The sequence below is a fragment of the Streptomyces sp. NPDC047981 genome, assembly GCF_040653315.1.
Classification (GTDB): Bacteria; Actinomycetota; Actinomycetes; order Streptomycetales; family Streptomycetaceae; genus Streptomyces.
In genome coordinates, this window is record NZ_JBEZNQ010000036.1 from 40,422 (window position 1) to 65,264 (window position 24,843).

General features: G+C 72.0%; 23 protein-coding genes. 4 read left to right on the top strand and 19 right to left on the bottom strand.

Annotation, left to right across the window (positions count from 1 at the left end; translation table 11 throughout):
- The 9 genes from fabD to AB0E14_RS22030 all read right to left on the bottom strand — a co-directional run bounded on the left by fabD (window position 1) and on the right by AB0E14_RS22030 (window position 11,764).
- Window positions 1-2,433, bottom strand: coding sequence for an ACP S-malonyltransferase (fabD, locus tag AB0E14_RS21990; protein WP_362420512.1), 2,433 nt, complete (start codon window positions 2,431-2,433; stop codon window positions 1-3).
- Between the two features lie 30 nt (window positions 2,434-2,463).
- A complete protein-coding gene (locus AB0E14_RS21995) occupies window positions 2,464-3,282 on the bottom strand; it encodes a DUF6039 family protein (protein WP_362420515.1) in 819 nt (272 codons plus the stop codon).
- A gap of 81 nt (window positions 3,283-3,363) precedes the next feature.
- Entirely contained in the window at window positions 3,364-4,233 is an 870-nt protein-coding gene (locus AB0E14_RS22000) for a hypothetical protein (RefSeq protein ID WP_362420518.1), read from the bottom strand.
- 34 nt (window positions 4,234-4,267) lie between these two features.
- Window positions 4,268-5,443, bottom strand: a complete 1,176-nt coding sequence (locus AB0E14_RS22005) for a class I SAM-dependent methyltransferase (RefSeq protein ID WP_362420521.1) — start codon at window positions 5,441-5,443, stop codon at window positions 4,268-4,270.
- A 5-nt stretch (window positions 5,444-5,448) separates the two neighbouring features.
- Complete coding sequence (locus tag AB0E14_RS22010; RefSeq protein ID WP_362420524.1) at window positions 5,449-6,729, bottom strand: cytochrome P450; 1,281 nt, start codon at window positions 6,727-6,729, stop codon at window positions 5,449-5,451.
- A 76-nt stretch (window positions 6,730-6,805) separates the two neighbouring features.
- Window positions 6,806-8,452, bottom strand: coding sequence for an ABC transporter ATP-binding protein (locus AB0E14_RS22015; RefSeq protein ID WP_362420527.1), 1,647 nt, complete (start codon window positions 8,450-8,452; stop codon window positions 6,806-6,808).
- Window positions 8,449-9,258: an ABC transporter permease gene (locus AB0E14_RS22020; protein WP_362420530.1), complete on the bottom strand. Its 810-nt coding sequence runs from the start codon at window positions 9,256-9,258 to the stop codon at window positions 8,449-8,451. Before AB0E14_RS22020 ends, AB0E14_RS22015 begins: the two co-directional genes overlap by 4 nt.
- Window positions 9,255-10,220, bottom strand: coding sequence for an ABC transporter permease (locus AB0E14_RS22025; RefSeq protein ID WP_362420533.1), 966 nt, complete (start codon window positions 10,218-10,220; stop codon window positions 9,255-9,257). Before AB0E14_RS22025 ends, AB0E14_RS22020 begins: the two co-directional genes overlap by 4 nt.
- Window positions 10,220-11,764: an ABC transporter substrate-binding protein gene (locus tag AB0E14_RS22030; RefSeq protein ID WP_362420537.1), complete on the bottom strand. Its 1,545-nt coding sequence runs from the start codon at window positions 11,762-11,764 to the stop codon at window positions 10,220-10,222. Before AB0E14_RS22030 ends, AB0E14_RS22025 begins: the two co-directional genes overlap by 1 nt.
- Window positions 11,765-11,878: 114 nt before the next feature.
- Here AB0E14_RS22030 and AB0E14_RS22035 point away from each other — a divergent pair, with 114 nt between their 5' ends.
- On the top strand, window positions 11,879-12,199 hold the full coding sequence (locus AB0E14_RS22035) for a hypothetical protein (protein WP_362420540.1): 321 nt from the start codon (window positions 11,879-11,881) through the stop codon (window positions 12,197-12,199).
- A gap of 3 nt (window positions 12,200-12,202) precedes the next feature.
- A complete protein-coding gene (locus AB0E14_RS22040; RefSeq protein WP_362420543.1) occupies window positions 12,203-12,535 on the top strand; it encodes a hypothetical protein in 333 nt (110 codons plus the stop codon).
- Between the two features lie 263 nt (window positions 12,536-12,798).
- Here AB0E14_RS22040 and AB0E14_RS22045 read toward each other — a convergent pair whose 3' ends face one another.
- A complete protein-coding gene (locus tag AB0E14_RS22045) occupies window positions 12,799-14,211 on the bottom strand; it encodes a peptidase C39 family protein (RefSeq protein ID WP_362420546.1) in 1,413 nt (470 codons plus the stop codon).
- Window positions 14,212-14,418: 207 nt separating this feature from the next.
- Here AB0E14_RS22045 and AB0E14_RS22050 point away from each other — a divergent pair, with 207 nt between their 5' ends.
- The gene (locus AB0E14_RS22050) at window positions 14,419-15,051 is read left to right on the top strand and encodes a hypothetical protein (RefSeq protein WP_362420549.1); all 633 of its coding nucleotides are present in this window, start codon (window positions 14,419-14,421) and stop codon (window positions 15,049-15,051) included.
- A gap of 366 nt (window positions 15,052-15,417) precedes the next feature.
- Entirely contained in the window at window positions 15,418-17,307 is a 1,890-nt protein-coding gene (locus tag AB0E14_RS22055; protein WP_362420552.1) for an AAA family ATPase, read from the top strand.
- A 96-nt stretch (window positions 17,308-17,403) separates the two neighbouring features.
- Here the strand turns inward: AB0E14_RS22055 and AB0E14_RS22060 are convergent, their stop codons facing one another.
- The 9 genes from AB0E14_RS22060 to AB0E14_RS22100 all read right to left on the bottom strand — a co-directional run bounded on the left by AB0E14_RS22060 (window position 17,404) and on the right by AB0E14_RS22100 (window position 24,841).
- Window positions 17,404-18,453, bottom strand: a complete 1,050-nt coding sequence (locus AB0E14_RS22060) for a hemolysin family protein (protein ID WP_362420555.1) — start codon at window positions 18,451-18,453, stop codon at window positions 17,404-17,406.
- Entirely contained in the window at window positions 18,450-19,790 is a 1,341-nt protein-coding gene (locus AB0E14_RS22065; protein WP_362420558.1) for a hemolysin family protein, read from the bottom strand. The genes AB0E14_RS22060 and AB0E14_RS22065 overlap by 4 nt, the downstream gene beginning before the upstream one ends.
- 263 nt (window positions 19,791-20,053) lie before the next feature.
- Window positions 20,054-20,515, bottom strand: coding sequence for a PH domain-containing protein (locus AB0E14_RS22070; protein WP_362420561.1), 462 nt, complete (start codon window positions 20,513-20,515; stop codon window positions 20,054-20,056).
- A gap of 35 nt (window positions 20,516-20,550) precedes the next feature.
- Window positions 20,551-21,399 (bottom strand): ATP phosphoribosyltransferase, encoded by an 849-nt coding sequence (hisG, locus tag AB0E14_RS22075; RefSeq protein ID WP_362420564.1) that lies wholly within the window; start codon window positions 21,397-21,399, stop codon window positions 20,551-20,553.
- A gap of 73 nt (window positions 21,400-21,472) precedes the next feature.
- Window positions 21,473-21,754 (bottom strand): phosphoribosyl-ATP diphosphatase, encoded by a 282-nt coding sequence (locus AB0E14_RS22080; RefSeq protein ID WP_362420567.1) that lies wholly within the window; start codon window positions 21,752-21,754, stop codon window positions 21,473-21,475.
- A gap of 35 nt (window positions 21,755-21,789) precedes the next feature.
- Window positions 21,790-22,275, bottom strand: coding sequence for a 6,7-dimethyl-8-ribityllumazine synthase (gene ribH / locus AB0E14_RS22085; RefSeq protein ID WP_362420570.1), 486 nt, complete (start codon window positions 22,273-22,275; stop codon window positions 21,790-21,792).
- Between the two features lie 45 nt (window positions 22,276-22,320).
- Window positions 22,321-23,598 carry a bifunctional 3,4-dihydroxy-2-butanone-4-phosphate synthase/GTP cyclohydrolase II gene (locus AB0E14_RS22090; protein WP_362420574.1) on the bottom strand — a complete coding sequence of 426 codons (1,278 nt, stop codon included), beginning with the start codon at window positions 23,596-23,598 and terminating at the stop codon, window positions 22,321-22,323.
- Entirely contained in the window at window positions 23,595-24,188 is a 594-nt protein-coding gene (locus tag AB0E14_RS22095; protein ID WP_362420635.1) for a nicotinamide mononucleotide transporter family protein, read from the bottom strand. Before AB0E14_RS22095 ends, AB0E14_RS22090 begins: the two co-directional genes overlap by 4 nt.
- 44 nt (window positions 24,189-24,232) lie before the next feature.
- The gene (locus AB0E14_RS22100) at window positions 24,233-24,841 is read right to left on the bottom strand and encodes a riboflavin synthase (protein WP_362420577.1); all 609 of its coding nucleotides are present in this window, start codon (window positions 24,839-24,841) and stop codon (window positions 24,233-24,235) included.
- Window positions 24,842-24,843: the final 2 nt, after the last annotated feature.

The following is a 24,843-nucleotide window of genomic DNA, read 5'->3' on the forward strand; positions in this document are numbered from 1 at the left end:
TCAGTCTCCTGGAGTGGCACGGGACCAGGTGCGCAGCGAACCGTCCAGCAGTTCGGCGGCACCGGTCATCAACAGATCGGCGATGGCGTCGACGTGGCGGCTCCGCCACGGCTCCAGCGGGGTGCCGGCCACGAGACGGTTGAAGGCGCCGAGCGCGGGCCCGCAGTGGATCTGGTAGTTGACCTGCTCCCCCGGTACGCCGCCCATGGCCATCCGGGTGGAGTGGACGAAGTACCAGCGGAACACCTGGGCCATCCGAGCTTTGGGGTTCCGCTCGGCCCGGGCCAGGTCGTCGGGCCGGTGCGTGCGCAGATAGCTGCTCGTCTCGGCCCAGATGGCGTCGAAGGAACGGCGGAAGTACCGGTCCTCCAGGGTGCGGCAGGTCGGTTCGTCGATGTCCTCCAGGCTCGCGAAGCTTCGGTACACCTGGTGGAGCTTGTTGGCACGGGCCGCGAACAGGGTGCTCTTGCGCACGACTTGGACGCGTGCGCCGAGTTCGAACATGTCTCCCGCCGGGGCGTACGTGGTGTCCTGCACGTCCACGGTGGCCAGCAGGTCCTTCACCGCGTCGGAGGTGCCGGCCTCCGGGGTGCACTGGTTGACCGAGCCGGTGAGGACGAAGTCGGCGCCGAGCACGAAGGCCGCGGCGACCGCTTCGGGCGCCCCGAGGCCGCCGGCCGCGCCGACCCGGACGGTCCGCGGGTAGCGGTGCTCGGCCATGGCCCGGTCACGCAGCCGGAGCATGGCCGGCATCAGGGCGTACGGGCTCCCGGCGTCGGTGTGCCCCCCGGAGTCGGCCTCCACGCAGATGTCCCCCGCCACCGGCAGCCGGGCCGCGACCTCGGCCTCGGCCGCGGTCAGGGCGCCCTCGGCGACCAGTGCGTCGAGGAGCGGGCGCGGCGGGGGCCGCATGAAGGCGGCGGCGACCTCGGGCCGGGACACCTTGGCCAGGACGTGGCGGACGGCGGTCGGGGTGCCGTCGGGGGCCCGGTGCGCGCCGGTGAACCGGAAGCGCACGAGGGGCGCGGTCACCGAGGTGAACGCCGCGGCCTCGGCGTACCGGACGTCGCGGGCGAGGAGCAGCGCGACGAGCTCCCTCTCGGCCGCGGGGTGGTCGGGCGAGGCGAGCACGTTGACGCCGAACGGGGAGTCCGGGCCGAGCCGGTCCCCTATGTCGCGGATCGCGGCGTCGACCTCCCCGAGGGTCAGGCCCCCGGAGCCGAGGAATCCCATGAGCCCGGCGCGTCCCATCCGGACCGCCAGATCGGCGGAGGCGATGCCCTGGTACATGGAGCCGGCCAGGTAGGCGTACCGCAGCCGGTAGTCGGCACGGAACTCCGCCGAGCCGAGCCCCTCGGCACGGATGGCGCCGGACGAGGCCGCGGACGGTGTGCGCGGCACGGACGGCACGGGCGGCGGCTCCGGCGCGGACCGCGCGGAGACGGGCCGCTCACGGTGGCCCGGCCGCTCGCGCGACGCCGACTCCTCACGGAGCGCCGGCCTCTCGCGCGAGGCGGGCGGTTCCTCGGGGGCGAGGCGCTCGCGTGAGGCCGGCAGCTGCCCGGGCGCGAGGCGCTCGCTCGGCGCCGGGTGCTCGCGGACGGCGGTCCACAGCCCGGTGAGCACCCTGCCGGGGCCCACCTCGACGAGTTCGGTCACCCCCGCGCCGATCAGGTGGCTCATGCTCTCCCACCACCGCACGGGCGACGCCACCTGACGGGCGAGCAGTTCGCGTACCCGGCCCGGCGGATAGGGCAGCGCCGTGACGTTGGAGACGACCGGGATCCGGGGGTCGGCGAAGTCGAACCCCGCGAGGAAGGTGTCGAATTCCTCCGCCGCCGAGGCCATGTAGCGGGAGTGGAACGGGGCACTGACCTTGAGCGGGATGCAGCGCCCCAGGCCGGCGGCCTTCACCGCCCCGGCCGCCCGGTCGAGCGACGGCCGGGGCCCGGCGAGCACCACCTGGCTGGCCGAGTTGCGGTTGGCCAGGTCGACGTCGTCGATGCCGCCGCGTGCGAGCGCCTCGGCGAGGCGGTCGGGGTCGGCCCCGACCACCGCCAGCATGCCGCCCCCGTCGGCCCGGCCCATGAGCTCGCCCCGCCGCCGCACCAGCCGGACGCCGGTGGCGAAGTCGAAGCACCCGGCGGCGTACAGCGCGTCGTACTCCCCCAGGCTGTGGCCCGCGAGGTAGTCCGGGGCAGGCCCCTCCTCACGTCGGGCCAGCCAGCTCAGCGCGTTGACCACGAACAGCGCGGGCTGCACCGAGCGGGTGTCGGTGAGACCGGGCTCGGTGCCCCGGAGGCACACTTCGCGGATCGGGTAGCCGAGGATCTCGTCGGCCTGCCGGACGAGGTCCGGGTAGCGGTCGAGCACCTCGGCCCCCATGCCGACCCGCTGCGCACCTTGCCCGGGGAACGCCCACACCACACTCATCGTCTCAACTCCGCTGTGCAGAAAGGAGGTTCAGGCGGACTGCTGCTGCCGGGTGGCGTACAGGCCCCAGTGGTGGGGGGTGAGGGCGGTCTCGGTCAGGCTGCCGTCGACGAAGGTGCCGGGCCGGCCCTCGACGGCGAGCGCCTCGCGCAGCCGGCCGTAGACGGTGAGGTCCTTGAGGTGCAGCAGCCAGTGCACCCGCTCGGCATCGCCGAACGCCTCGTCGAAGAGGGTCGCGGACGCCTCCCCGGCGAACCGCTTGTTCACGTTCCGGGCGATCTCCTGGGCGACCTCGCGGCTCTCGGCGCGGAAACCGTGGCCGACCGCGGCCGAACGGAGCAGCACGATGCCGGCGTTCGCGGAGTTCAGCGACTCCTCGGCGCGGTCCTCCCAGGGCAGCAGGACGTGGGAGCGGACACTGCCGTCCACGAACAGCCGGTCCCAGGCGCCCGCGCCGCTGTCGGCGCCCGCCTGGACCCGCTCCTTGGCGATCGACTCGCGGAAGGCGCGGTCCCGGTCGCCCATCTCGACCATGTCGTAGTAGGTGTCAAGGGAGCGGAGGTGGATGAGGAAGTGAATGCGGTCCTCGTAACCGAAGCTCTCCTCGTAGACGAACGCGGTGGCGTTCCCGGTCTGCTGGGAATTGACGTGCTTCGCCACCTCGCGGGCGAACATCCGCCCCTCGCTGCGGAATTCCGACTTCAGCTGGCCCACCTTCTGCACGACCACTCCGGCGTTTCCGGAATGGAGCAGATCGGCGGGGGCGAGCTCGGACTGGTGAACGGCGGGGGGAACGATCTGGACACGCCGTTCCGCCATCTGCTCCGGAGATGTGAATGAAGCGCTCATCGGAATACGTCTTCCTTCCTCTCGGCCTTCTCGACTTCTCGGTCTTCTCTGATTCCCGGATTCCCCGGATTTCGCCGAACGCTAGGCGAGAGACCCCTTGGCGGGCTGCTCAGTTTGGAGCAGCCCGTCCACGACCCGGGCGACCGCCGGTGTGCGCATCAGCTCCAGGTGCGGGAGGTCGAAATCGATCACCTCGGCGACGAGGTCGGCGCGTTCCTCCTCCGGGAAGGCGTCGAGACCGAAGCCCTCGGTCCGGGAGTTGATCGCCGTCGCCTCGCTCCACACCTTCCGGGCGTCCAGCTCCGCACCGGCCGCCAGCCAGTGCAGATAGCTGGCGAAGATCTCGGCCAGCTCCCGGCCACGCCCTACCGGCGCCCCGTCCCGTTCGCAGGCGTCCGGCAGGATGCGCAGGCACAGCGCGCCGAGTGCGGCGGCGAGTTCGAGCGGGGTGGCGGCGGCCGCGTCGGCGTCCCGGCCGGCCTGCACGGCGGCCTCGACCTCCTCGCGGAGGAGGACCGGAGTGAGGCGGGCCGTCATGAAGCGCTCGTAATGCCCGATCACCATATGGCGTTCGGCGAGGTCGGGGTCGATGAGAATGAGCCGGGGGCGTTCCTGCACACGCGCGATCTCTTCGAGGAGCGCCGCCGCGTACACGCTTCCACTGCAGAAACCGATGACCGCGCGGACCGGACGGCCGCTTTCACGGATGTCGCGCATCCAGCGCTCCACGTGCTGGGCGGCGCTCATTCCGGCCTCTTCCCCGTGGGGCGGAGGCATCGTCTCCCAGAATTCGTACGGGGCGTCCAGCCCCTCGACGAGTTCGGTGAAGGTCGCGGAGGGTCGCCCCGCGGTGCCGAAGTCGGCCGCGATGACCAGCGCGCCGCCTTCCGCGGCGCGCAGCACGCTGTGCGCGGCGGGTGTCCTGGTGGCGCCGTGTACCTCGGGTGGCATGCCTGTGCACTCCTCGGGTGGGAGGGTGAAGCCCTTACGGGCAGGGGATGTTGATCAGGGGACGGTCCGTGCCTGCGGTGGTCTCGGCCACCGTCCCCGACGCCTCCCCCGGGGACGCGAGCACCGCGTCGTACCCGGCCGACTCGCTCACGGCGGGCAGGCAGAAGCAGACGAGGCCGCGCTCGGCGGCGAGCGCACTCAGCTCGGCCGGGCGGATGCCGTCCGGGCGGGCCGCGCGGGCCTCCGCCAGGAGGGCCGGGACGTTCACGGGCTCAGCGGGGTCGGACCGGCGCAGCGCGGACAGGACGCCGACCGGCGGCGCCAGGTCGGGGTGGCGGATTCCGGTGACGGTCACCGGGAGTCCCGTGGCGGCCGTGTCGGCGAGGAGGCGGGCGGCGTCCCGGGCGTCCCAGGGCACCCGGCGCGTCGCGCTCGGCGTGATCAGCGTGCCGTCGTCCGGACGCAGCCGGACGTCGTAACGGAAGAGATTCATCTCCGTGTCGCAGGCGCCGGGTTTCAGGCGGATGTCGGCCACCAGGCCGTGCTCGGCGGCGAACGCCGGGAAGAAGGCGGGATCGATCACCAGCTCCCGTTCCCGCGCGCCCAGGGCCGTCAGTCCGTCGCGCGCCTGGCCGGCGGTCCGTTCGCCGCGCGATCTGGCCGCGAGGACGCACAGGCGCAGGGTGTCCCGCAGCGGCAGGCTGTGTACGTCGCCCAGGAAGACCGTGCCGCCGGGCGCGCAGGCCCGTACGGCCCGGGTGAGCGCGCGGCGCAGGTAGTCCTCGCCGGGGAAGTGATGGATCACCGAGTTGAGCACCACGACGTCGAACCCCGCGGGCAGGTCGCCGGCATCGGCGTGCGCGCACCGGAACTCGGTGCCGGGGTGGTGGCCGTAGTCCCGTTCCATGCGGGCGACCGCGGTGGCGGAGATGTCGGTGCCCAGGTAGCGCCGTACGTGCGGGAGGAGCCGCTCGGCGACCAGTCCGGTGCCGGCGCCGATCTCCAGGACCGTCTCGGGCTTGAGGCCCAGGATCGCGTCGACCGTGCCGTCCAGCCATTCGGCGGTCTCCGTCTCGGAGTAGTTCTCGCCGGTGATGCTGGAGCGCCATCCCCCGAAGTCGGCGCCCGTGGTGTCCTCGGCGCTCTCGTAGACCGCGTCGTAGATGGCCGCCCACTGCCGGACGATGCGGGCCTCGGCGCCGGTGTCCATCGGCGTCACCGTCCGGGAGGGGTGTCGAGGCGGACGGGCAGTTCGACGAGGCCCCGCATGATCCGGGTGGGCCGCCAGCGGAGGTCCTCGGCCGGGCAGGCGAGCGAGAGGCGGGGAAAGCGCTCGATCAGCATGCCGATACCGATCTCGCCCTCGACCCGGGCCAGCGGAGCGCCGACGCAGTGGTGGATGCCGTGACCGAAGGCGAGGTGCGGGTTGTCGTCCCGGGTGACGTCGAGCCGGTCGGCGTCCGTGAACCGCTTCTCGTCCCGGCCCGCGGCGGCGATGGAGAGCGCGACGATGGCACCGGCCGGTATCACGGTCCCGGCGACCTCGACGTCCTCGAGGGCGACCCGTGTGGTCGACAGCTGGACGGGCGGGTCGTAGCGGAGGAACTCCTCGACGGCGCCGGGGGTCAGCTCCGGCTTGTCGCGGAGCAGGGTCAGCTGCTCCGGGTGGTTCATGAGGGCCAGCGCGCCGTTGTTGATGAGGTTGACCGTGGGCTCCTGGCCGGCGCTCATCAGGAGCATCACCGTGGAGATGAGTTCGGTCTCGGTGAGCTGGTCGCCGTCGTCGGTGGCGTGGATCAGGGCGGTCAGGACGTCCGCGGGCGCGGCGCCGTCGTCGACGGCGGCGCGCTTGTGCCGGATGAGGTCGGTGAAGAACGCCCGCATCGCGGCGTACCCCTCGGCCTTGCTCATCGCGCCCTGCTCGGCCGCCTCCGGCGGGCTCAGCATCGCGGTGGCCCAGGTCCGGAAGCTCTCCCGGTCCAGGGCGGGGATGCCGAGGATCTCGCACATGACGATGGTGGCGAGGGGGTGCGAGTAGGCCTCGACGAGGTCGACGGTCTCCGTCGGGGCCGTCTCCATCCGGTCGAGGAGTCCGGCGGCCACCTCCCGGATCCGGGGCCGCATCGCCTCGACGCGCCGCATGGTGAAGGCCTTGCCGATCAGCTTCCGCAGCCGGGTGTGGTCCGGCGGGTCGGTGTTCGCCACGTGGTAGAGGTAGTCGGCGCGGTCGCCGGGCTCTCCCGCGACGTATCCGGCGTCGCGCAGCTGCTCCCAGGCGCGGGCGGGGTCCTTGGAGAAGCGGGGGTCGGCGAAGACCTCGCGGGCCTCGGCGTAGTCGAGGACGAGCCAGCGGTGCAGGCCGTTCGGTTCCCGTACGCGGTGCACGAGGCCCTCCGCGCGCATCTCGTCGTACAGCGCGTACGGGTCGGCCTCCGGTCCGGTGGCCAGGACGCGCACCGGCCTGCCGTCGGCGGTGGCCGGAGACGGCTCATCCATGGGTCCTCCTTGGGTCGCTGGCTGGCTCGTGCCATCGTCCCGGCGGATCCCGGGTTGATCTGTCCCGGATTGAGCATCAGCGCGAACTGCTGAGCGCCTCTCCCACGGTCGAGGCCTCGACCAGCAGGCGCGTCCACGGGTGCTGCGGCGCGCCGAGCACCCGGTCCACCGGGCCGTCCTCGCACACGGCGCCTTCGTGGAGCGCGAGCACCCGGTCGGCCACCCGGGCCAGGACGCCGAGATCGTGGGTGATGACGATGACGGCGAGCCCGAGTTCACGGCGCAGCCGGGTGACGAGGTCGAGGACCGTCGCCTGCACCCGGGTGTCGAGGCTGGAGGTCATCTCGTCGCAGATCAGGACGGACGGGTCCGCGGCGAGCGCCCGCGCGATGGTGACGCGCTGGCACTGGCCCCCGGACAGCTGGCGCGGGTAGTGGTCGGCGAGCTGCGCCGGCAGCTCCACCAGGTCGAGGAGCCGGGCGAGTTCGGCGGCGGCCTCGGCCCTGGTCATGCCGCGCAGGAGGCGCAGGGGGCGGGTGATGGCGGCGCCGACGGTCCTGCGGGGGTTCAGGGATCCCGCCGAGTGCTGGGGGATCACCTGGATCCGCCGGCGCTGCCCGATGGTGCGCTCGCGGATCCCGGGCGCAAGGGTCTGTCCTTCGAGGCGGATCGTCCCCGCGGCCGGCTTGTGGGTGCCGCTGACGCAGCGGGCGACCGTGGTCTTCCCGCTGCCCGACACCCCCAGGAGGGCCAGGCATTCCCCCGCGGCCAGGTCGAAGGACACCCCTTCGACCACGGTGCGGCTTCGGCCCCCCTGCCGGTGGGCCGCCCGCAGGCCCTCGACCCGCAGCAGCGGCTCCGCAGCGGCGGCCTTCCCGTCCTTCCCGTCCCGCCCGGCCTTCCCGTCCCGCCCGGCCTGCGCGGACGTCCGGGCGGACCGCTGGGCGGGTACCGCCGGCTCCCGCAGGCGCAGGTCGGAGAGGGAGGGCACGGCACGTATCAACTCGCGGGTGTACGGATCCCTCGGCTGCCGCAGCACCTCGGCGAGTGGCCCCTCCTCCCGTACGACTCCGCCGCGCAGCACCACGAGCCGGTCGGCGACGAGGCCCGCCGCGGGCAGATCATGGGTGACGAAGAGGAGGGACGCCCCGCGCCGGGTCACCCACTCGCCCACCCGCTCGAGGACCAGGTTGCGCGCGATGGCGTCCAGGCCGGTGGTCGGCTCGTCGACGACGAGGACGGCGGGATCGCCCGCGGAGATCCTCGCCAGCGCCAGGCGCTGCTGCTGGCCGCCGGAGAACTGGTGCGGATAGCGGCGCAGCAGCGCCGGGTCCTCGGGCAGGCCGACTTCGGCCAGGCGGCGTACCAGCGCCTCGTCCGACCGGTCGGCGGCGAGCTCGGCGAGCTGACGGCGAACACGCAGCGTCGGGGTGAGCGCCGAGGCGGGGTCCTGCGGCAGATAGGCCACGGTGCGGCGGCGGTACGTCCGGAGCGCGCCGGCCGTCAGGCCCAGGACGTCCTGGCCTTCGACGGCGACCCGCCCGCCGGCCACCCGCAGGCCCGGACTTATCTCCCCGAGCAGGGCGAGGGCGAGGGTGGTCTTGCCCGACCCTGACTCGCCGACGACGGCGACCCGTTCGCCCGGCGCGATGTCCAGAGAGACCCGGTCGAGCACGGCTCGGCCCGCCTGGTCGACGATCTGCAGCTCCTCGACCCGGATCACCGGTCCCACCTCGCGGCGAGCCGGTCCATGCCGAGGTTGGCCCCGACCGCGAGGGTGCCGAGGCAGACCGCGGGCAGCACCACGGCCCAGGGGGTGAGGGTGATGCCCTCGATGTTCTCGCTGATCATGGCGCCCCAGTTGGCTTCGTCCGCGCCGAAGCCGAGGAAGCCGGCGGCGGAGGTGAGTGCGACGGCGACGGCGAGCCTGGTGCCCGCGTCGGCCAGGATGGGGCGCACGATGTTCGGAAGGATCTCGCGCACAAGCACCGAGGGCACGCTCTCGCCGAGCCCGACGGCCTGTTCGACGTACCCCTGCCGCATCACCTGCACGGTGGCGGCACGGGCGATCCGGGAGACGAACGACACCCCGGTGAGGACGACGACCATGACGAGCACGGCGGACGAGTACCCCCAGCCGTGCAGCAGGACCAGCATCACCAGGATCGGCGGCAGCGCCAGGGCGGCGCCGTCGAACCGGGAGACCACGGCGTCGATCAGGCCGCCGAGATAGCCGGCGAGCATGCCGAGGGCGGTGCCGAGAACCGTGGTGATCAGCACCGCGAGGACGGGGACGAACAGCAGCGCGCGCCCCCCGGCCAGCACCCTGGCCCACACGTCCCGCCCCGCGAAGTCGGCACCGAACCACAGCCCGTCGCCCACCGGGGAGTACGGCGCCGCCACGATGCGATCGGGGTCGACGCTCACCAGCCAGGGGCCCACCACGGCGATGGCGAACACCACGACGGCCGGCAGTACGAGGGCGAGCCTGGCCAGGATCCGGGCCACCCGGCGCAGTCGTGCGGTCATGAGGCCCCCGTCCGTGCCTTCGGATCGGCCAGCAGACCGGCCAGGTCGGCGACGACGAACGACGCCAGGATGATCGCCGCGAGCAGCAGGCCGACCCCTTCGAGCACGGCCGTGTCGTGGTTGTGCACCGCGGCGAGCAGCACCCGGGAGAGACCCGGGTAGTCGAAGATCACCTCGACGACGGCGGTGCCGCCGAAGAGGCTGCTGATCAGCCAGCCGAAGACCTGCGCGTTGGCCGGCACCGTCATCGGCAGTACGTGCCGCCGGACCACCTGGTGCTCGGGCAGCCCCGCGAGCCGGGCGGCCCGGGCGTTCGGGGCGCTGTTCGCGTCGGTCACGGTGGCTCGGACGATGCGTCCCGCCCACGCCCCGCCGAACAGCACGATCGAGGCGACGGGCAGCACGAGGATCTCCGGCCGGTCGAGTGGCGTGCCGCCCAGCGGCGGGTGGGACACCGCGGGCAGCAGCCCGAGCGTCCCGGAGAACAACAGCACGAGCAGGCTGGCGATGACGAAGCTGGGGACCGCGACGATCACCAGGCTCGCCCCCGACAGCATCCGGTCGAGCCGGCTGCCGGGGCGCAGGCCTGTGGCGAGCCCGAGGGCGAACGCCAGCACCATGGTGCCGGTACCGGCGATCAGCACGAGCAGCGTCGTGGACCACAGGGGCTCGGCCACGATCTCGGTGACGGCCTGCCCGGAGGTCAGGCTCTTCCCGAGATCGCCCCGCAGCACCCCTGTGATCCACTCCGCGTACCGGACGGCCAACGGCCGGTCCAGGCCCCACTCGTGGCGAAGTGCGGCGATCTCCTCGTCCGTCGCGCTGCCGCCGAGCCAGCCGGCGGCCGCATCGCCCGGCACGACCGACGCACCGGCGAACAGCGCCATCGACACGACGAGCAGCGTCAGTACGGTGGCGGCGAGTCTGCGCGCCACCAGGGAGAGCACCCTTCGCCCGGCCATCAGCCAGTGGTCACCTTCGCCGCGCCGAACAGCTGCGTGGACTGGCTGAGGGTCACGCCCTCGACGCCGGGCCGCGTGGCGTCCAGCTGCTCCTGGAAGCCCCACACCAGGTCGCCGCCGTTGTCGTGGAAGTCCTTCTGCAGGGCTTCGAACGCCTTCGCCCGGGCCGTGTCGTCCACGGAGACCTGGGCGGCGGCGAGCTTGCGCCAGTGCTCGGGGCCCGCGCCGGTCACGTTGAACACCGCGCGCTCGTTGGTGGTCGCCGCCAGGTGCAGGGCCGCCGGGCGGTTCACGTAGTAGAAGACCTGGAACGGGTGGCTGGACAGGCCCTTGAGGTCGGCGTAGTAGCTGTCGACGGGCACCTCCTGGACGGTGAGCTTCACGCCCGCCTCCTCGAGCTGCTGCGCGAAGAGCTTGGCGGCCGTGAGCATGCCGGGCACCACGTCGGCGGCCCGCAGTGTCAGTTTGTCGACCTTGGCCTCGCGGAAGAGCTTGCGGGCCTCCTCCACGTTCCTCCGGCGCTCGGTGAGGCCGGCGGCGTAGCCGGGGAGGTCCTTGCCCACGACGTCCTCGCCGGGTGCCCCGAAGCCCATCAGCGACTGGGACACGAGGGCGGGCCGGTCGGCGGCGAGGCGGACGGCCTTCCGGACGCGCGGGTCGTCGAAGGGCTTGAGCTTCTGGTTCATGGAGAAGGAGAGCGCGTTGGAGTTGGCGATGCCGCCGCGCTGGATCTTGATCTCCGCGTTGCCCTTCTCCGCCTGGGCACCCGTGGCGCTGATGCCCACCGCGTAGTCGATCTGACCGTCCTTCAGGGCGGCCAGACGGGCCGCGGGTTCGGCGATCCGGTTGATCTCCAGGCTGCGGATGGAGGGTGCGCCGCCCCAGTACGTGGTGTTGGCCGAAAGCCGCACGATGCGCGCGTCGCTCTTGTCGAACTTGTACGGTCCCGAGCCGACGGGCTTGCTGAAGTCCTTCGTGCCCTCCGGGAAGATCACCGAGAAGACGGCGAGCACCGCCTCCTTGAAGTCGCCCCGCGCCCGCTTCAGCGGGACCTCGAGCGTGCGCTCGTCGACGACCTTGATCGTGGCGGTGTCGACGTCGGCGTAGACGGACGCTCGGTTGCTCGGCGGAGCCGCCAGCGTCTTCATGCTGTAGGCGACATCCGCGGCCCGCACCTTCTTGCCGTTGTGGAAGTTCACCCCCTCGCGGAGCTTGATCGTCCACCGGGTCGCGTCCGCGTTGGGCTCGACCGACTCGGCGAGCTTCAGCTTGTACGCGCTCCCCTCCAGCGCCACCAGGGGGTCGAAGACGTGCGCGGCGACGATCGAGCTGGCACCCGCGCTCACCGAACGGGGGTCGAGCCCCGTGGTGTTGGTGGCGTCCGCAGCGGCCACCCGCAGCACCTCGACCGTCGGCTTGTCAGCGGACTTCGTCCCACCCTCCGCTGTGGAACAGGCCGAAACACCCAGCACACTGGCGGCGACGGCAACCAGCGCCGAGGTCCTGACCGTGCTCCGGAACACCGGACCGACGGCTTGCTTCATAACTGACCATTCCTCACATACGCGGCGACGACAACCGGCCTGAAATGGTTGTCGAGCCGCACTATCGGCCTCCCTCGCCGTGCCCGTCTGCGCAAATGTGCGCGTCCCGAGTGCTTGATCGCGGACGAGGACGCCCGAGCGACAGCGGTCGACAGCGACGGCAAGATGATGGGAGAAGAGGACAGCACCGGCGTCAGGATGATCGACGAGGTCCAGCTGGAGCGGGTCCGACTGGACCTGCACGCGAAGCTCGGCGAGCCCGAGATCAAGACCACACCGAAGGGCAACATCGAGGTGTGGCAGCTGTCCGATGATCCGAAGGCGACCGTCACCTACCGGTCGTTCAGCAGATCAGGTGGAGCAACCATCGACTACAACGGTGTGGACGGTCTGGACATGAAACGATTCCACATTCCGCAACACGGAGAAGACTGAGTGATGGTGAATCAGGACGCGTACCGAGGCGAGCTGGAGTATCTGACCCAGTACGCGCACGACGACTGGATCGGCTTCTCGGTCGTCAGCGGTTCCGTGGGCAGCGTTCTTGGGCGCGGCGCCTCGTTCGAGGAGCAGCTCGCTCTCCTGCTGCGCATCATCGGCGACCTGTACGACGCCGGAGTGCGGGCCGGGGAGCTGACGGAGTCGGCGGCAGAGCCCTTCCTGCCGTGGCGCCTGGAGAAGGCCGACGCCCTCGCGCGGATCGCAGCGGAGGTGCGACACCTGTCCCGGTTGCCCGATTCCGGTGACATCTGCTGGTTCACGGTGCCGTAATGCCGCAACTACCCCCGAGGAAGGCCGCCTTCCCGGCATAAACGGGCAGATGCGTCGCCAGTCCCAACCGCCGACCCCGAGCCGTGGCCTCCAGCCCGGTTGGTTCTGGACACCGACGTCGATCACCGCCTCGCAGTCCGCGCGCGTCGGTTGGCTCGACCCATGGTGTGCGCATCGTCATCGGAACCGATACGGTGCCACCCCAGGCAGGACGACCAGGAGCGCTACCGTCAGGTCGTCGAGCGGCCATGGGCCGCACTTGCTCACACCAGGCCGAGCGACCGCAGCGCGCGGCGCTGGGCAGCGGTCGGCCACACCGGCCAGAAGACGTAGCAGACCCCGCCCGTACCGCTTCTGACCTTGCCGTTCGCGTCGTACCGCTTCGTGCGCAGCCAGATGTTCTCCCACTCGCTGCGGGCGTAGACCCGGCGGACGGCCTCGTTGCTCGGGGACGCGGGGTCGTTGGCGATCACGTCGCCCGTCTCCGTGAAGCCGATCACGGTCATCAGGTGGCCCGAGGTGCCGTAGCCAGCGCCGGTGAGTTCCTCCTTGCGGAAGGACTGGGACGTTATGGCCGGAATACCCGCCCGGATCAGGGTCTCCAGGTCCGTGAGCGAGCTCAGTCGGGTGACCACCGCGTTCATCCCGGGGTAGGTGGCGGCGTACGCGGCGTTGAAGGGCCAGTTGCCGCAGCCCTCGTACTGGTGGTCGTAGGTGAAGCGGGCCGCGTGGCAGACCTGGGGGTCGGCGAAGTCAGGGTTCACCCAGGCGAGGTCCTCGGCGCGGGGCCCGCGCCCCCAGTACTCGACGATCATCTGCGAGGAGGTCGGGCTGCACCAGGCCTCGCCGCCGTTGTCGTACTCCGGGTACTGGCCGACATGGGTGTTCTGGGAGTAGCGCGGCACCGCCAGTTCGCGGGCGAGGCCCGGTGTCGAGGCGGGCACGGTGAAGCGGTCGGGGATGTCGGAGGCCATCGCGCCGAGCCGCCACACGGTGGGCGTGAGCCGGGTGCCCGGGGTGCGGTACAGGGTCAGCCGCAGCTGGTGGGAGGCGAGCCGGAGGCCGCTCGCGGGATCGTCCACGGCGAAGGTGTCGGTCCAGACCGAGCTGCGGCCGTCGCTCTGGTCGTCGACCGAGGTGCGCCGGATGTCGCCGTCGCCGGACGCCCAGCGGCCCAGCACGTACCAGGGCGTCGCGGTGGCGTCGGTGTAGGTGCCGCGCAGCTCGATCTGGATCCAGGTGCCGGGCGGGGTCTGCGCGTTCCAGGAGGCGATGACCTCTGTGGCAGGGACGGAGGAGGTGTGCACCGGGGAGGTCCAGGTCGCGTACTCCCAGGTGGAGACCGTACCGGTGTGCGGGTCGGCGTAGTCGGTGACGCCGACGGGGGTGCCGATCGCCAGGCCGGGGCGGCGGCCGAGGACGGGCCGGGCGCCGGCGTGGGTGCCGGTCCACCAGTCGGTCCAGGAGGTCCAGAAGCGGTTGTCGACGAGCGCGGGGCCCGGGACGGGACGGCGGGCCCTGTCGTCCGCGGTCGGGCGGCGGTCGCGGTCGTGCCCGGCGGGACGGCGCGCGCGGTCGTCCGCGGCGGCGGCCGGCGCGGTCGAGGCCACGGCGGTGCCCGCGACGGCGGCGAGGGCGGCGGCGAGGACGGTTCTACGCGGAGCGGAGTCGGTCATGAGCGGTGACGACCTCCAGTCGGGAGCGACGGATCGGAAGCGACCGATGGCGGCGAGGGCCGCGCGAGCGTGGACCACTATCGCCGGTCCCCGAGCGCTTCGGCCAGCGATTCGGCACGCGTCGCCGGACCAATATTGGTCTCCACCACTGGCAGCCCCACGCCCCTGACCTGCGATGGCTCCTGGCGGAATCGTTACGCTTGCCTCATGACCGAAGGGATCGACCTCGACCGCGCCGCCGCGCTGCGCGCCCTGCCGCCCTCCTGCGGGCCGGTCCGGCTGATCGCGGTCGACGGTCACGCGGGCTCCGGCAAGTCGACCTTCGCCGCCCGGCTGGCCGGCCGGCTCGACGCGCCCGTGCTCCACCTCGACGACCTCGCCAGCCACGCGGAGCTGTTCGCGTGGACCGGGCGGATGCGGGAGGAGGTGCTCCTGCCCCTCTCCCGGGGCGAGGCGGCGCGCTATCACCCGTACGACTGGAATCTGCGGACTTTCGGCGCACCCCGGGAGCTGCCCCCGGCGCCGGTCGTCCTGGTCGAGGGAGTCGGCGCGGGACGGCGGGCGCTGCGCCCCTTCCTGGCGGCGCTGCTGTGGATGGAGCGGGGCCCCGAGGAGTCCTGGGCGCGGGGCCGGCACCGGGACGGACCTGCGCAGAGCGACTTCTGGGACGGATGGACGGTGGCGGAGACTCGCCACTTCTCCGAGGACCCGTCGCGACCCTTCGCCGACACCCTGGTACGGGAGTGTCCAGGGGGATACGAATGGCTCGCTGGGCCCTCAGTGACAGCGGGCCCGAACCAGTTCATCACGGAGCGTGATATCGCTCGCACACGGAAATGAGTAGCCGAAAGGCCACTTCCGCAAGTGCTTCAACTCCGCTTGACCCAAGGGGCGTACAGGTCTTACGTTCTCAATGTGCGGCTTTTCGGAGCCGCCGCGGACGCGAAGCCCCCGGTTGTTCCCCCGTGATCGGGGGCTTCGTTCTGCCCTGATCATCCCTTTCTCCGCGCCGTCGACGACCTTGACGCTCACCCAGGGTCACGGGCCGGCGGATCATGCGCTTCTCCTTAATAGCGCCCCCTCTGCGCAGGTACGATGCCCTTCGGTGGGGTCAATTCCCGTCCACGAGAAGGCGGTTCTGTACGGCTTCCGGCGGGCACCCGCCAGCCGGGACAGCAAGCGGGGGCACGTTTTGTGGGGGACCCGATGGACATCGGCACGCAGGGCGGACCGGCCCCGGCCGAGCTCGCCTGGCTGCGGGGAGTCGACGCCTACACCATGGGCGCCTATCCGCAGGCGGAGGAAGAGTTCCGGACAGCGGTACGGATCGACCCCGGCATGGCGGACGCCTGGCTCGGGCTGCACGCGCTGCGGGTGGACACCACCACCGCGCTGCTGCGCATGTACCGCAACCGCGACCGGTTCGGCGAACAGCGCGCCCGTCACCGCCGGACCCTGAACTCCTGGTACTGGCTGGGCTGGTGGGTGCAGCCCGTTCTGGAGAGCCCGCGGGACCTGCTCCTCGCGCACGCCTCGCACTGGCTCGACGGCCGCCATGTGCCCGAACTGGACCGGGCGTTGGCGGGCCTTCCACCGGTCGACACCGATCCGCAGGTCCGCTTTCTGCACGCCTGCCGGTCGTATCTCGTCAAGGACTGGGACCAGTTGGTCCGGCACACCGAGACCCTGGTCGACGATCCCCTCCTCGGCATCGAGGCAGGTCTCTTCGGCGGGATGGCCCGGGTCCGCCTCGAGATGTACGGCCAGGCCGAACCGCTGCTCTCGGCCGCCCTGATGCGCTGCCGCAGCGAACAGCCGCAGCGCAAGGAGCTGCGCTACTGGCTGGCCAGGGCGCACGAGGGCACCGGGCGCAGCGCCGCCGCGCTCCCGCTCTACCGGGCCGTCCACCGGATCGACCCCGCCTTCATGGACACGGCGGCCCGGCTGGCGGCGATCACCGAGTACGACGGGTTCGAGGGGACGGACGAGACCGCCGGGCTCGCGACCGTCGCGCTCGGCGGGGTCGGTCAGGACACCGCCGCCGACGCGGCGCAGACCACCGACGTCGACGGCCCGGCCACCGACCCGCCGCGGCTCGGTACGGAGCCCCCGGCCCCGACGGCCCCGGCCGGACCGCCCGAGCCCCCCGACGTCGTACGGCAGAAGGCCTCCCTGCCCGCCCAGCCGGCCCCGCCGCGTTTCCCCGCGAGCCCCACCGACCCCGGGCTGCTCGCCGAGGCCCTCGCGGAGCTGGAGCGCATGGTCGGCATGGAACCGGTGAAACGGCAGGTCAAAGCCCTGTCGGCGCAGCTGGAGATGGCCCGGCTGCGCGCCGGGCAGGGGCTGCCGGTCCAGCCGCCGAAACGTCACTTTGTCTTCTCCGGCCCCTCGGGCACCGGGAAGACCACCGTCGCCCGCATCCTCGGCCGGGTCTTCTACGCGCTGGGGCTGCTCGGCGGGGACCATCTGGTCGAGGCCCAACGGGCCGATCTCGTCGGCGAGTTCCTGGGCCAGACCGCCGTCAAGGCGAACGAGCTGATCGACTCGGCCATCGGCGGGGTGCTCTTCGTGGACGAGGCCTACTCGCTCTCCAACACCGGCTACAGCAAGGGCGACGCGTACGGCGACGAGGCGCTCCAGGTCCTCCTCAAGCGGGCCGAGGACAACCGGGACCACCTCGTGGTCATCCTGGCCGGCTACCCGGAGGGCATGGACCGGCTGCTCGCCACGAACCCGGGGCTCTCCTCCCGCTTCACGACCCGGGTCGACTTCCCCTCGTACCGTCCGCTCGAACTCACCGCGATCGGCGAGGTCCTCGCGGCGGCGAACGGGGACGGCTGGGACGAGGAGGCGCTGGACGAGCTGCGCTCGATCAGCGGGCATGTCGTGGACCAGGGCTGGATCGACGAGCTGGGCAACGGCCGCTTCCTGCGCACCCTGTACGAGAAGTCCTGCGCGTACCGCGACCTCCGGCTCGCGGGGTATCCGGGCACGCCGACCCGCGACGACCTCGCGACACTGCGCCTGGCGGACCTGATGCAGGCGTACGGAGAAGTCCTCTCGGGACGCCGAGGGCCGCAGGACCCCTCGGTGTGAACCGGCGCCGGACCCTCGATGTGAACCGGCGCCGGCACCCTCGACCCGACCGGCGCCGGACTCCGCGAGGGAGACCGGCGCCGGACGGAGTCCGCCTCAGGCCGTGAGCACCTGCTCCGCGGGCGCGCGGTGGGCGGGGTCGCGGACCTCGCCCACCAGCATCTCCAGGACGTCCTCCAGGGCGACCAGGCCGAGGACCCGGCCCGACCCGTCCGCCACCTGGGCGAGATGGGTGGCCGCGCGCCGCATCACGGTGAGCGCGTCGTCGAGCGGCAGCTCGGACCGGACCGTCGCCATGGGCCGCCAGACGTGCTGCGGCACAGCCCGTTCCCGTTCCTCCAGGTCCAGGACATCCTTGACGTGCACGAAGCCCATGAACGTCCCCCGCCCCTCGGCGCACACCGGGAAGCGCGAGTAGCCCGTGCGGACCGTCAGCTCCTCGATCTCCCGGGGCGTGACCGACGGGGTGACCGTCACCAGGGCAGCCGGGGTGATGAGGACGTCCGTGACCGGGCGGCTGCCCAGCTCCAGTGCGTCCCCGAGCCGCTCCTGCTCGACCGGGTCGAGCAGCCCCGCCTGGCCGGCGTCCGCCACGAGCCGGCCGAGCTGGGCGCTGGTGAAGACCGCCTCCACCTCGTCCTTCGGCTCGACGCGGAAGGCCCGCAGCACCAGACCGGCGCACGCGCCGAGCGCCCGGGTGACCGGCCCGCAGAGCCGCGCGAAACCGACCAGGGCGGGGCCGAGCCAGAGCGCGGTCCGCTCCGGCGCAGCCATCGCCAGGTTCTTGGGCACCATCTCGCCGATGACGAGGTGGAGGAAGACGACCGCGGCGAGCGCCAGCACATAGCCCAGCGGATGGATGAGCCCGGCCGGCACGCCGACGGCGTGGAAGACCGGTTCGAGGAGGTGCGCCACGGTGGGCTCGGCGACCGCGCCCAGGGTGAGGGAGCAGACCGTGATGCCGAACTGGGCGGCCGCCATCATGCGCGGCAGGTTCTCCAGGCCGTAGAGCACCTGGCGGGCCCGCTTGCCACCGAGCGGCTCGATCTGACTGCGGCGTACGGAGACGAGCGCGAACTCCGCGCCGACGAAGAAGCCGTTGGCCACCACAAGGAGGGCCGCGAACAGCAGTTGGAGCAGGCTCATCGGACCGCCTCCGCCGCCGTGGACGGTTCGGTGGTCCGGACGATCCGCACCCGCTCGGCGCGGTAGCGGTCGACCTGGCGCACCATCAGCCGCCAGCCGGGGAGTTCGGCGCGGTCGCCGGGGGCCGGGATGCGGCCGAGGAGATCCGCGACGAGTCCGGCGACCGTCTCGTACGGCCCGTCGGGCACGTCGAGCCCTATCCGGTGCAGGGTGTGCACCCGGCAGGAGCCGTCGGCCTCCCAGGCGGGGTGGCCGTCCTCGGCGGCGACGGCGGCCAGTTCGGGCCGCTCGTCGGCGGCCGTGTCGTGCTCGTCGCGGACCTCGCCGACGAGCTCCTCCACGATGTCCTCCAGGGTGACGACACCGGCCGTGCCGCCGTACTCGTCGACGACGACGGCGATCGGCTGCTCGCGCCGCAGCCGCTCCAGGAGCGCCTGCGCGGGCAGGGTCTCCGGGACGAGCAGCGGCGGGACGGCGATCCGGCCGACCGTGGTGCGGTGGCGCTCCTCGGGCCGTACGGCGAGGGCGTCCTTGAGGTGGACCATGCCGACGATCTCGTCGATCCGCTCGCGGTAGACGGGGAAGCGGGAAAGGCCCGTCGCCCGGGTGAGGTTGAGGACGTCGGCGGCGGTGGCGTCGGACTGGAGGGCGCTCATCCGCACCCGCGGTGTCATGGCCTCCTTCGCGGTGAGTCCGCCGAGCGTGAGGGTCCGTACGAAGAGATCGGCGGTGTCCTGTTCCAGGGCGCCCGCCCGGGCCGAGTGCCGGGCCAGCGCGACCAGCTCGCCGGGGGTGCGGACGGAGTCGAGTTCCTCGGTGGGCTCGACTCCGAACAGCCGGACGAGCCGGTTCGCCACCCGGTTGAGCAGGGCGATGACCGGGCGGAGGAACGAGGAGAAGACGTGCTGCGGCCCGGCGACGAACCGGGCCACCTGGAGGGGGCGCGAGACCGCCCAGTTCTTCGGGACGAGTTCGCCGACCACCATCTGGACGGCGGAGGCGAGCAGCATCCCGACCGCGACCGCGATCGCGGAGACCGCGCCGTCGGGCAGTCCCGTCGCGGTCAGGGGTCCGTCGAGGAGCTGGGCGAGCGCGGGCTCGGCCAGCATGCCGACGACGAGGGAGGTGATGGTGATGCCGAGCTGGGTGCCGGAGAGCTGGAAGGACAGCTCGCCGAGCGCCTTGACGACGGTGCGGGCCCGCCGGTCACCGGCGGCCGCGGCCCGTTCGGCCTCGGGGCGTTCCACGGTGACGAGACCGAACTCGGCCGCCACGAAGAAGCCGTTGGCGAGGATCAGGAGGAAGGCTGCGGCGAGCAGCAGAAGGGGGATGATCATGCCGCCGCCTCCGTGGAGAGGGCGGCGCGGGTACTACCGGACTTTCCGTCCATTGCCGGAGGGAGTCACTCCTCGGTTCGCAGGGTGGCCCCGCGGGCCGCCGGCGGCGGCCTTGCACATGCGAGGCGGTGGTGCCGCTGGGCACCACCGCCTCCAGATTAGTCACGGGACCCCCGCCGGGGGCAGGGGGTCGGCCCCGTATGGGGGATCCGTCCGGGCTCCGTCGGGGATCCTTCCGGGCTCCGTCGGGGATCCGTCCGGGCTCAGCCCGCGTCCGGCCCGGTGCCGCGGCTGTCGGCCAGGGCGCGCAGGGCGCGGGCGTCCCGGATGGCCTGTTCGCGGGCGATGCCGGGCTGGATGCCGAGCGCGGGCATGCTGGTGCCGTCGCTGAGGTCGAGGAAGACCCAGGGATCGCCGGGGCGCAGATTGACCTGGAGGATCTCCGCCCAGGCCAGCCGGCGGGTCCGGGTGATGTTGACGACCGTGACCCCGCTGTCGTCGGCGACGACCTTGGGGCGGCTCAGCATCACGAGGACACCGAGGAAGAGCGCGCCGACGAAGATGAAGCTGACCCGCTCCGCCGGGCTGAGCCGCTCCAGCATCAGCGTGACGGCGGTGATGACGGCGAACATGACCGTCCCGACCGTCAGCAGGACCGCGCGGGTCCGGCCCGGCCGGAAGGTGACCGGGAGGGCGGGCAGGGTGGGCGTCGGAGCGTCGGACATCGCTGTTCCTCGGTGCGTACGTCGGTGCCGGGCGGTCAGAGACGGCAGGCGTGGATCGCCGTCGTCAGGATCGCGCGGGCACCCAGCTCGTACAGGTCGTCCATGATCCGCTGCGCCTCCTTGGCGGGGACCATGGCACGGACGGCGACCCAGCCCTCGTTGTGCAGCGGCGAGATGGTCGGCGACTCCAGGCCCGGGGTGAGGGCGACGGCCTGCTCCAGGTGCTCGGCGCGGCAGTCGTAGTCCATCATCACGTAGCTGCGGGCCACCAGGACGCCCTGGAGGCGGCGCAGGAACGTCTGGACGCGGGCGTCCTCGGTGCCGGCGCCGGACTGCCGGATGACCACGGCCTCGGAGGTGAGGATCGGGTCGCCGATGACCTCCAGGCCGGCGTTGCGCAGGCTGGTGCCGGTCTCGACGACGTCCGCGATGATCTGGGCGACGCCGAGCTTGATGGCGGTCTCGACGGCGCCGTCGAGGTGGACGACGGAGGCGCCGATGCCCTGGTCGGCGAGGTGCTTGGCGACGATGCCCTCGTAGGAGGTGGCGATCGTCATGCCGTGGAAGTCCTCGGGGCCCTTCGCGGTGCCCGGGCGGGTGGCGTAGCGGAAGGTCGAGCGGCCGAAGTTCAGCGGGAGGATCTCCTCCGCGTCGGCTCCCGAGTCCAGCAGCAGGTCACGGCCGGTGATGCCGATGTCCAGCTTGCCGGAGGCCACGTAGATCGCGATGTCCTTCGGGCGCAGGTAGAAGAACTCGACCTCGTTCTCGGGGTCGATGACCACGAGCTCCTTGGACTCCTTACGCTGGCGGTAGCCGGCCTCATGGAGCATCGCCGACGCAGGTCCGGACAGTGAACCCTTGTTGGGGACGGCGATGCGCAGCATGGGGAGAGCTTCCTTTGCCTGGGGAGTGTTCGGGGAGGGGGTGGTGCGTGGACGTGCGCTCAGGGGCGGTACGTCAGAGGTGGGCGTAGACGTCGTCGAGCGAGATCCCGCGGGCGACCATCATCACCTGGACGTGGTACAGCAGCTGCGAGATCTCCTCGGCGGCGGCTTCCTTGCCCTCGTACTCGGCGGCCATCCAGACCTCGGCGGCCTCCTCGACGACCTTCTTGCCGATGGCATGGACGCCCTTGTCCACCAGTTCCGCGGTACGGGAGGTGGCCGGGTCGCCGTTCTCGGCCTTGAGCTTGAGCTCGGCGAAGAGCTCTTCGAAGGTTTTAGGGGTTCGGTTCGCCATGATGGTCCTAAGAGTACGGGGTGCCTGGCTGCTACTCAGCGCCAGGGTTCGCTGACCGTCCGCAGGGTGGTCGCGGTGGCGACGGCGGCGGTGACGGCCTCGTGGCCCTTGTCCTCGGTGGATCCTTCGAGGCCTGCCCGGTCGAGGGCCTGCTCCTCGTTGTCCACGGTCAGGACACCGAATCCGACGGGTACGCCGGTGTCGATCGAGACCTGGGTGAGGCCGTGGGTGACGCCCTGGCACACGTACTCGAAGTGCGGCGTTCCGCCGCGGATGACGACGCCGAGCGCCACGATGGCATCGTAGCCGCGACCGGCGAGTACCTTCGCCACCACCGGCAGCTCGAAGCTGCCGGGGACGCGCAGCAGGGTCGGCTCGTCGATGCCGAGCTCGTGCAGGGCGCGGAGCGCGCCGTCGACGAGGCCGTCCATGATCTTCTCGTGCCACTGGGCCGCGATGACGGCCACTCGCAGGTCGCCGCAGTTCTTCACGCTGAGGACGGGTGCGCCCTTGCCGCTCATGTCTCTCCCTGTTGGGTGCTGATCTGTTCCGTACTGATCGCTGGCTTACTGGTTGCCGCAGGTGGACGCGGTGGTGGCGTCCAGCCAGGGCAGGTCGTGGCCCATCCGGTCACGCTTGGTGCGCAGGTAGCGGAGGTTGTGCTCGCCCGCCTGGACCGGCATGGCCTCGCGGCCCTGGACCCGCAGGCCGTGCCGGGTGAGGGCGTCGATCTTGTCGGGGTTGTTGGTCATCAGGCGCAGGCTGCGGACGCCGAGGTCGCCGAGGATCTGGGCGCCTGCCGCGTAGTCGCGGGCGTCGGCGGGCAGGCCCAGCTCCAGGTTGGCGTCGAGGGTGTCGCGGCCGCGCTCCTGGAGCTCGTACGCGCGCAGCTTGGACAGCAGGCCGATGCCGCGGCCCTCGTGGCCGCGGAGGTAGACCACGACGCCGCGGCCCGCCTCGGTGATCCGGTCCATGGAGGCCTGCAGCTGGGGGCCGCAGTCGCAGCGCAGCGAGTGGAAGATGTCGCCGGTCAGGCACTCGGAGTGGACCCGGACCAGGACGTCCTCGCCGTCGCCGATCTCGCCGTGGACGAGGGCGACGTGCTCGACGCCGTCGACGGTGGAGCGGTAGCCGTACGCGGTGAAGTCGCCGTGCGCGGTCGGGAGCTGGACCTCGGCCTCGCGGCGGACGGTCGGCTCGGAGGAGCGGCGGTACGCGACGAGGTCCTCGATCGAGATGATCGTGAGGCCGTGCTTGCGGGCGAACGGGACGAGCTCGGGCAGTCGCAGCATCACGCCGTCCTCGCCGGCGATCTCCACGATGGCGCCGGCCGGGCGCAGGCCCGCGAGGCGGGCGAGGTCGACGGCGGCCTCGGTGTGGCCGTTGCGGACCAGGACGCCGCCGGCCTTGGCACGGAGCGGGAAGATGTGGCCGGGGCGGACGAAGTCACCCGGCTCGTGGGCGCCGCTCGCGAGCATCCGCAGGGTGGTGGCGCGGTCGGCGGCGGAGATGCCGGTGGTGACGCCGTGGGCGGGCGAGGCGTCGACGGAGACGGTGAAGGCCGTGCGCATCGACTCGGTGTTGTGCTCGACCATCTGCGGGAGCTGGAGCCGCTCCAGTTCGTCGCTCTCCATGGGCGCGCAGATCAGGCCGCGGCACTCGCTCATCATGAAGGCGACGACCTCGGGGGTGGCCTTCTCGGCGGCGATGACGAGGTCGCCCTCGTTCTCGCGGTCCTCGTCGTCGACGACGACGACCGGGCGGCCGGCGGCGATGTCGCGGATGGCCTGCTCGACCGGGTCGAGAGCGAGGTCGGTGACGTCCCACACGGGCAGCGCGCTCATGCGTGTGCTCCTTCCAGAGCCGAGGGAGCGGTACGCGTCCGGAGCCACCAGTCGCGCATGCCCCAGATGACGAGGGCGAAGTAGATGACGTAGACCAGGCCGGAGAAGGCGAGGCCGCTGTTGAAGGCGAGGGGGACGCCGACGAGGTCGACGAGGAGCCAGGCGAACCAGAACTCCACCAGGCCGCGGGCCTGGGCGACCATCGCAACGAGGGTGCCGACGAAGATGTACGCGTCGGCCCAGGGGGACCAGGAGAGCGACGGGTAGAGGGTGAAGAGGCCGCCGACCGCGAGGGTGCCGAGCACGGCGCCCGCGAGGAGGTAGCCGCGCTCCTTCCAGCTGGCGAAGCGGACGGCGATGGAGCCGTCCTGGGCCTGCTGCCGGCCGCGGTTCCACTGCCACCAGCCCCAGGCGGCCACGCCGATGACCAGGAGCTGCTTGCCGACACCGCCGCTGAGGTGGGCGGAGGCGTAGGCGCCGACCAGGATCACGCCGGAGAGCAGCTGGGCGGGCCAGGTGAGGATGGAGCGGCGCCAGCCGAGCGCGAGGGCGATGAGTCCGATCGTGTTGCCGATCATGTCGGACCACATGATGTGCTGGTCGAGGACGGTGAACGCCTCGGAGTTGAGCCAGTTCACTTGAGGTTCCCCCCGGCGTTCGGGCCGAGCAGCCGCTCGACGTACTTGGCGATGACGTCCACTTCGAGGTTGACCGGGTCGCCGCTCTTCTTGATGCCGAGCGTGGTCAGGGCGAGCGTGGTGGGGATGAGGCTGATGGTGAACCAGTCCTCGGCGGCCTCGACGACGGTGAGGCTGACGCCGTCGACCGTGATCGAGCCCTTCTCGACGACGTAGCGCGAGAGGTGGGCGGGCAGGGCGACCTTGACGATCTCCCAGTTCTCGGAGGGCGTCCGGTCGAGGATCGTGCCGGTACCGTCGACGTGGCCCTGGACGATGTGGCCGCCGAGCCGCTCGCCGACGGCCATGGGGCGCTCCAGGTTGACCCGGGAGCCGACGTCGAGCGCGCCGAGGGAGGACCGCTTCAGGGTCTCGGCCATCACGTCGGCGGTGAACTCGCCGTCGCCGTGCTCCACGACCGTGAGACAGACACCGTTGACGGCGATGGAGTCGCCGTGCTTGGCGCCTTCCGTGACCAGGGGGCCGCGCAGGCGGAAGCGGGAGGCGTCGGCCAGCTTCTCGACGGCGGTGACCTCGCCCAGTTCTTCGACGATTCCGGTGAACACGG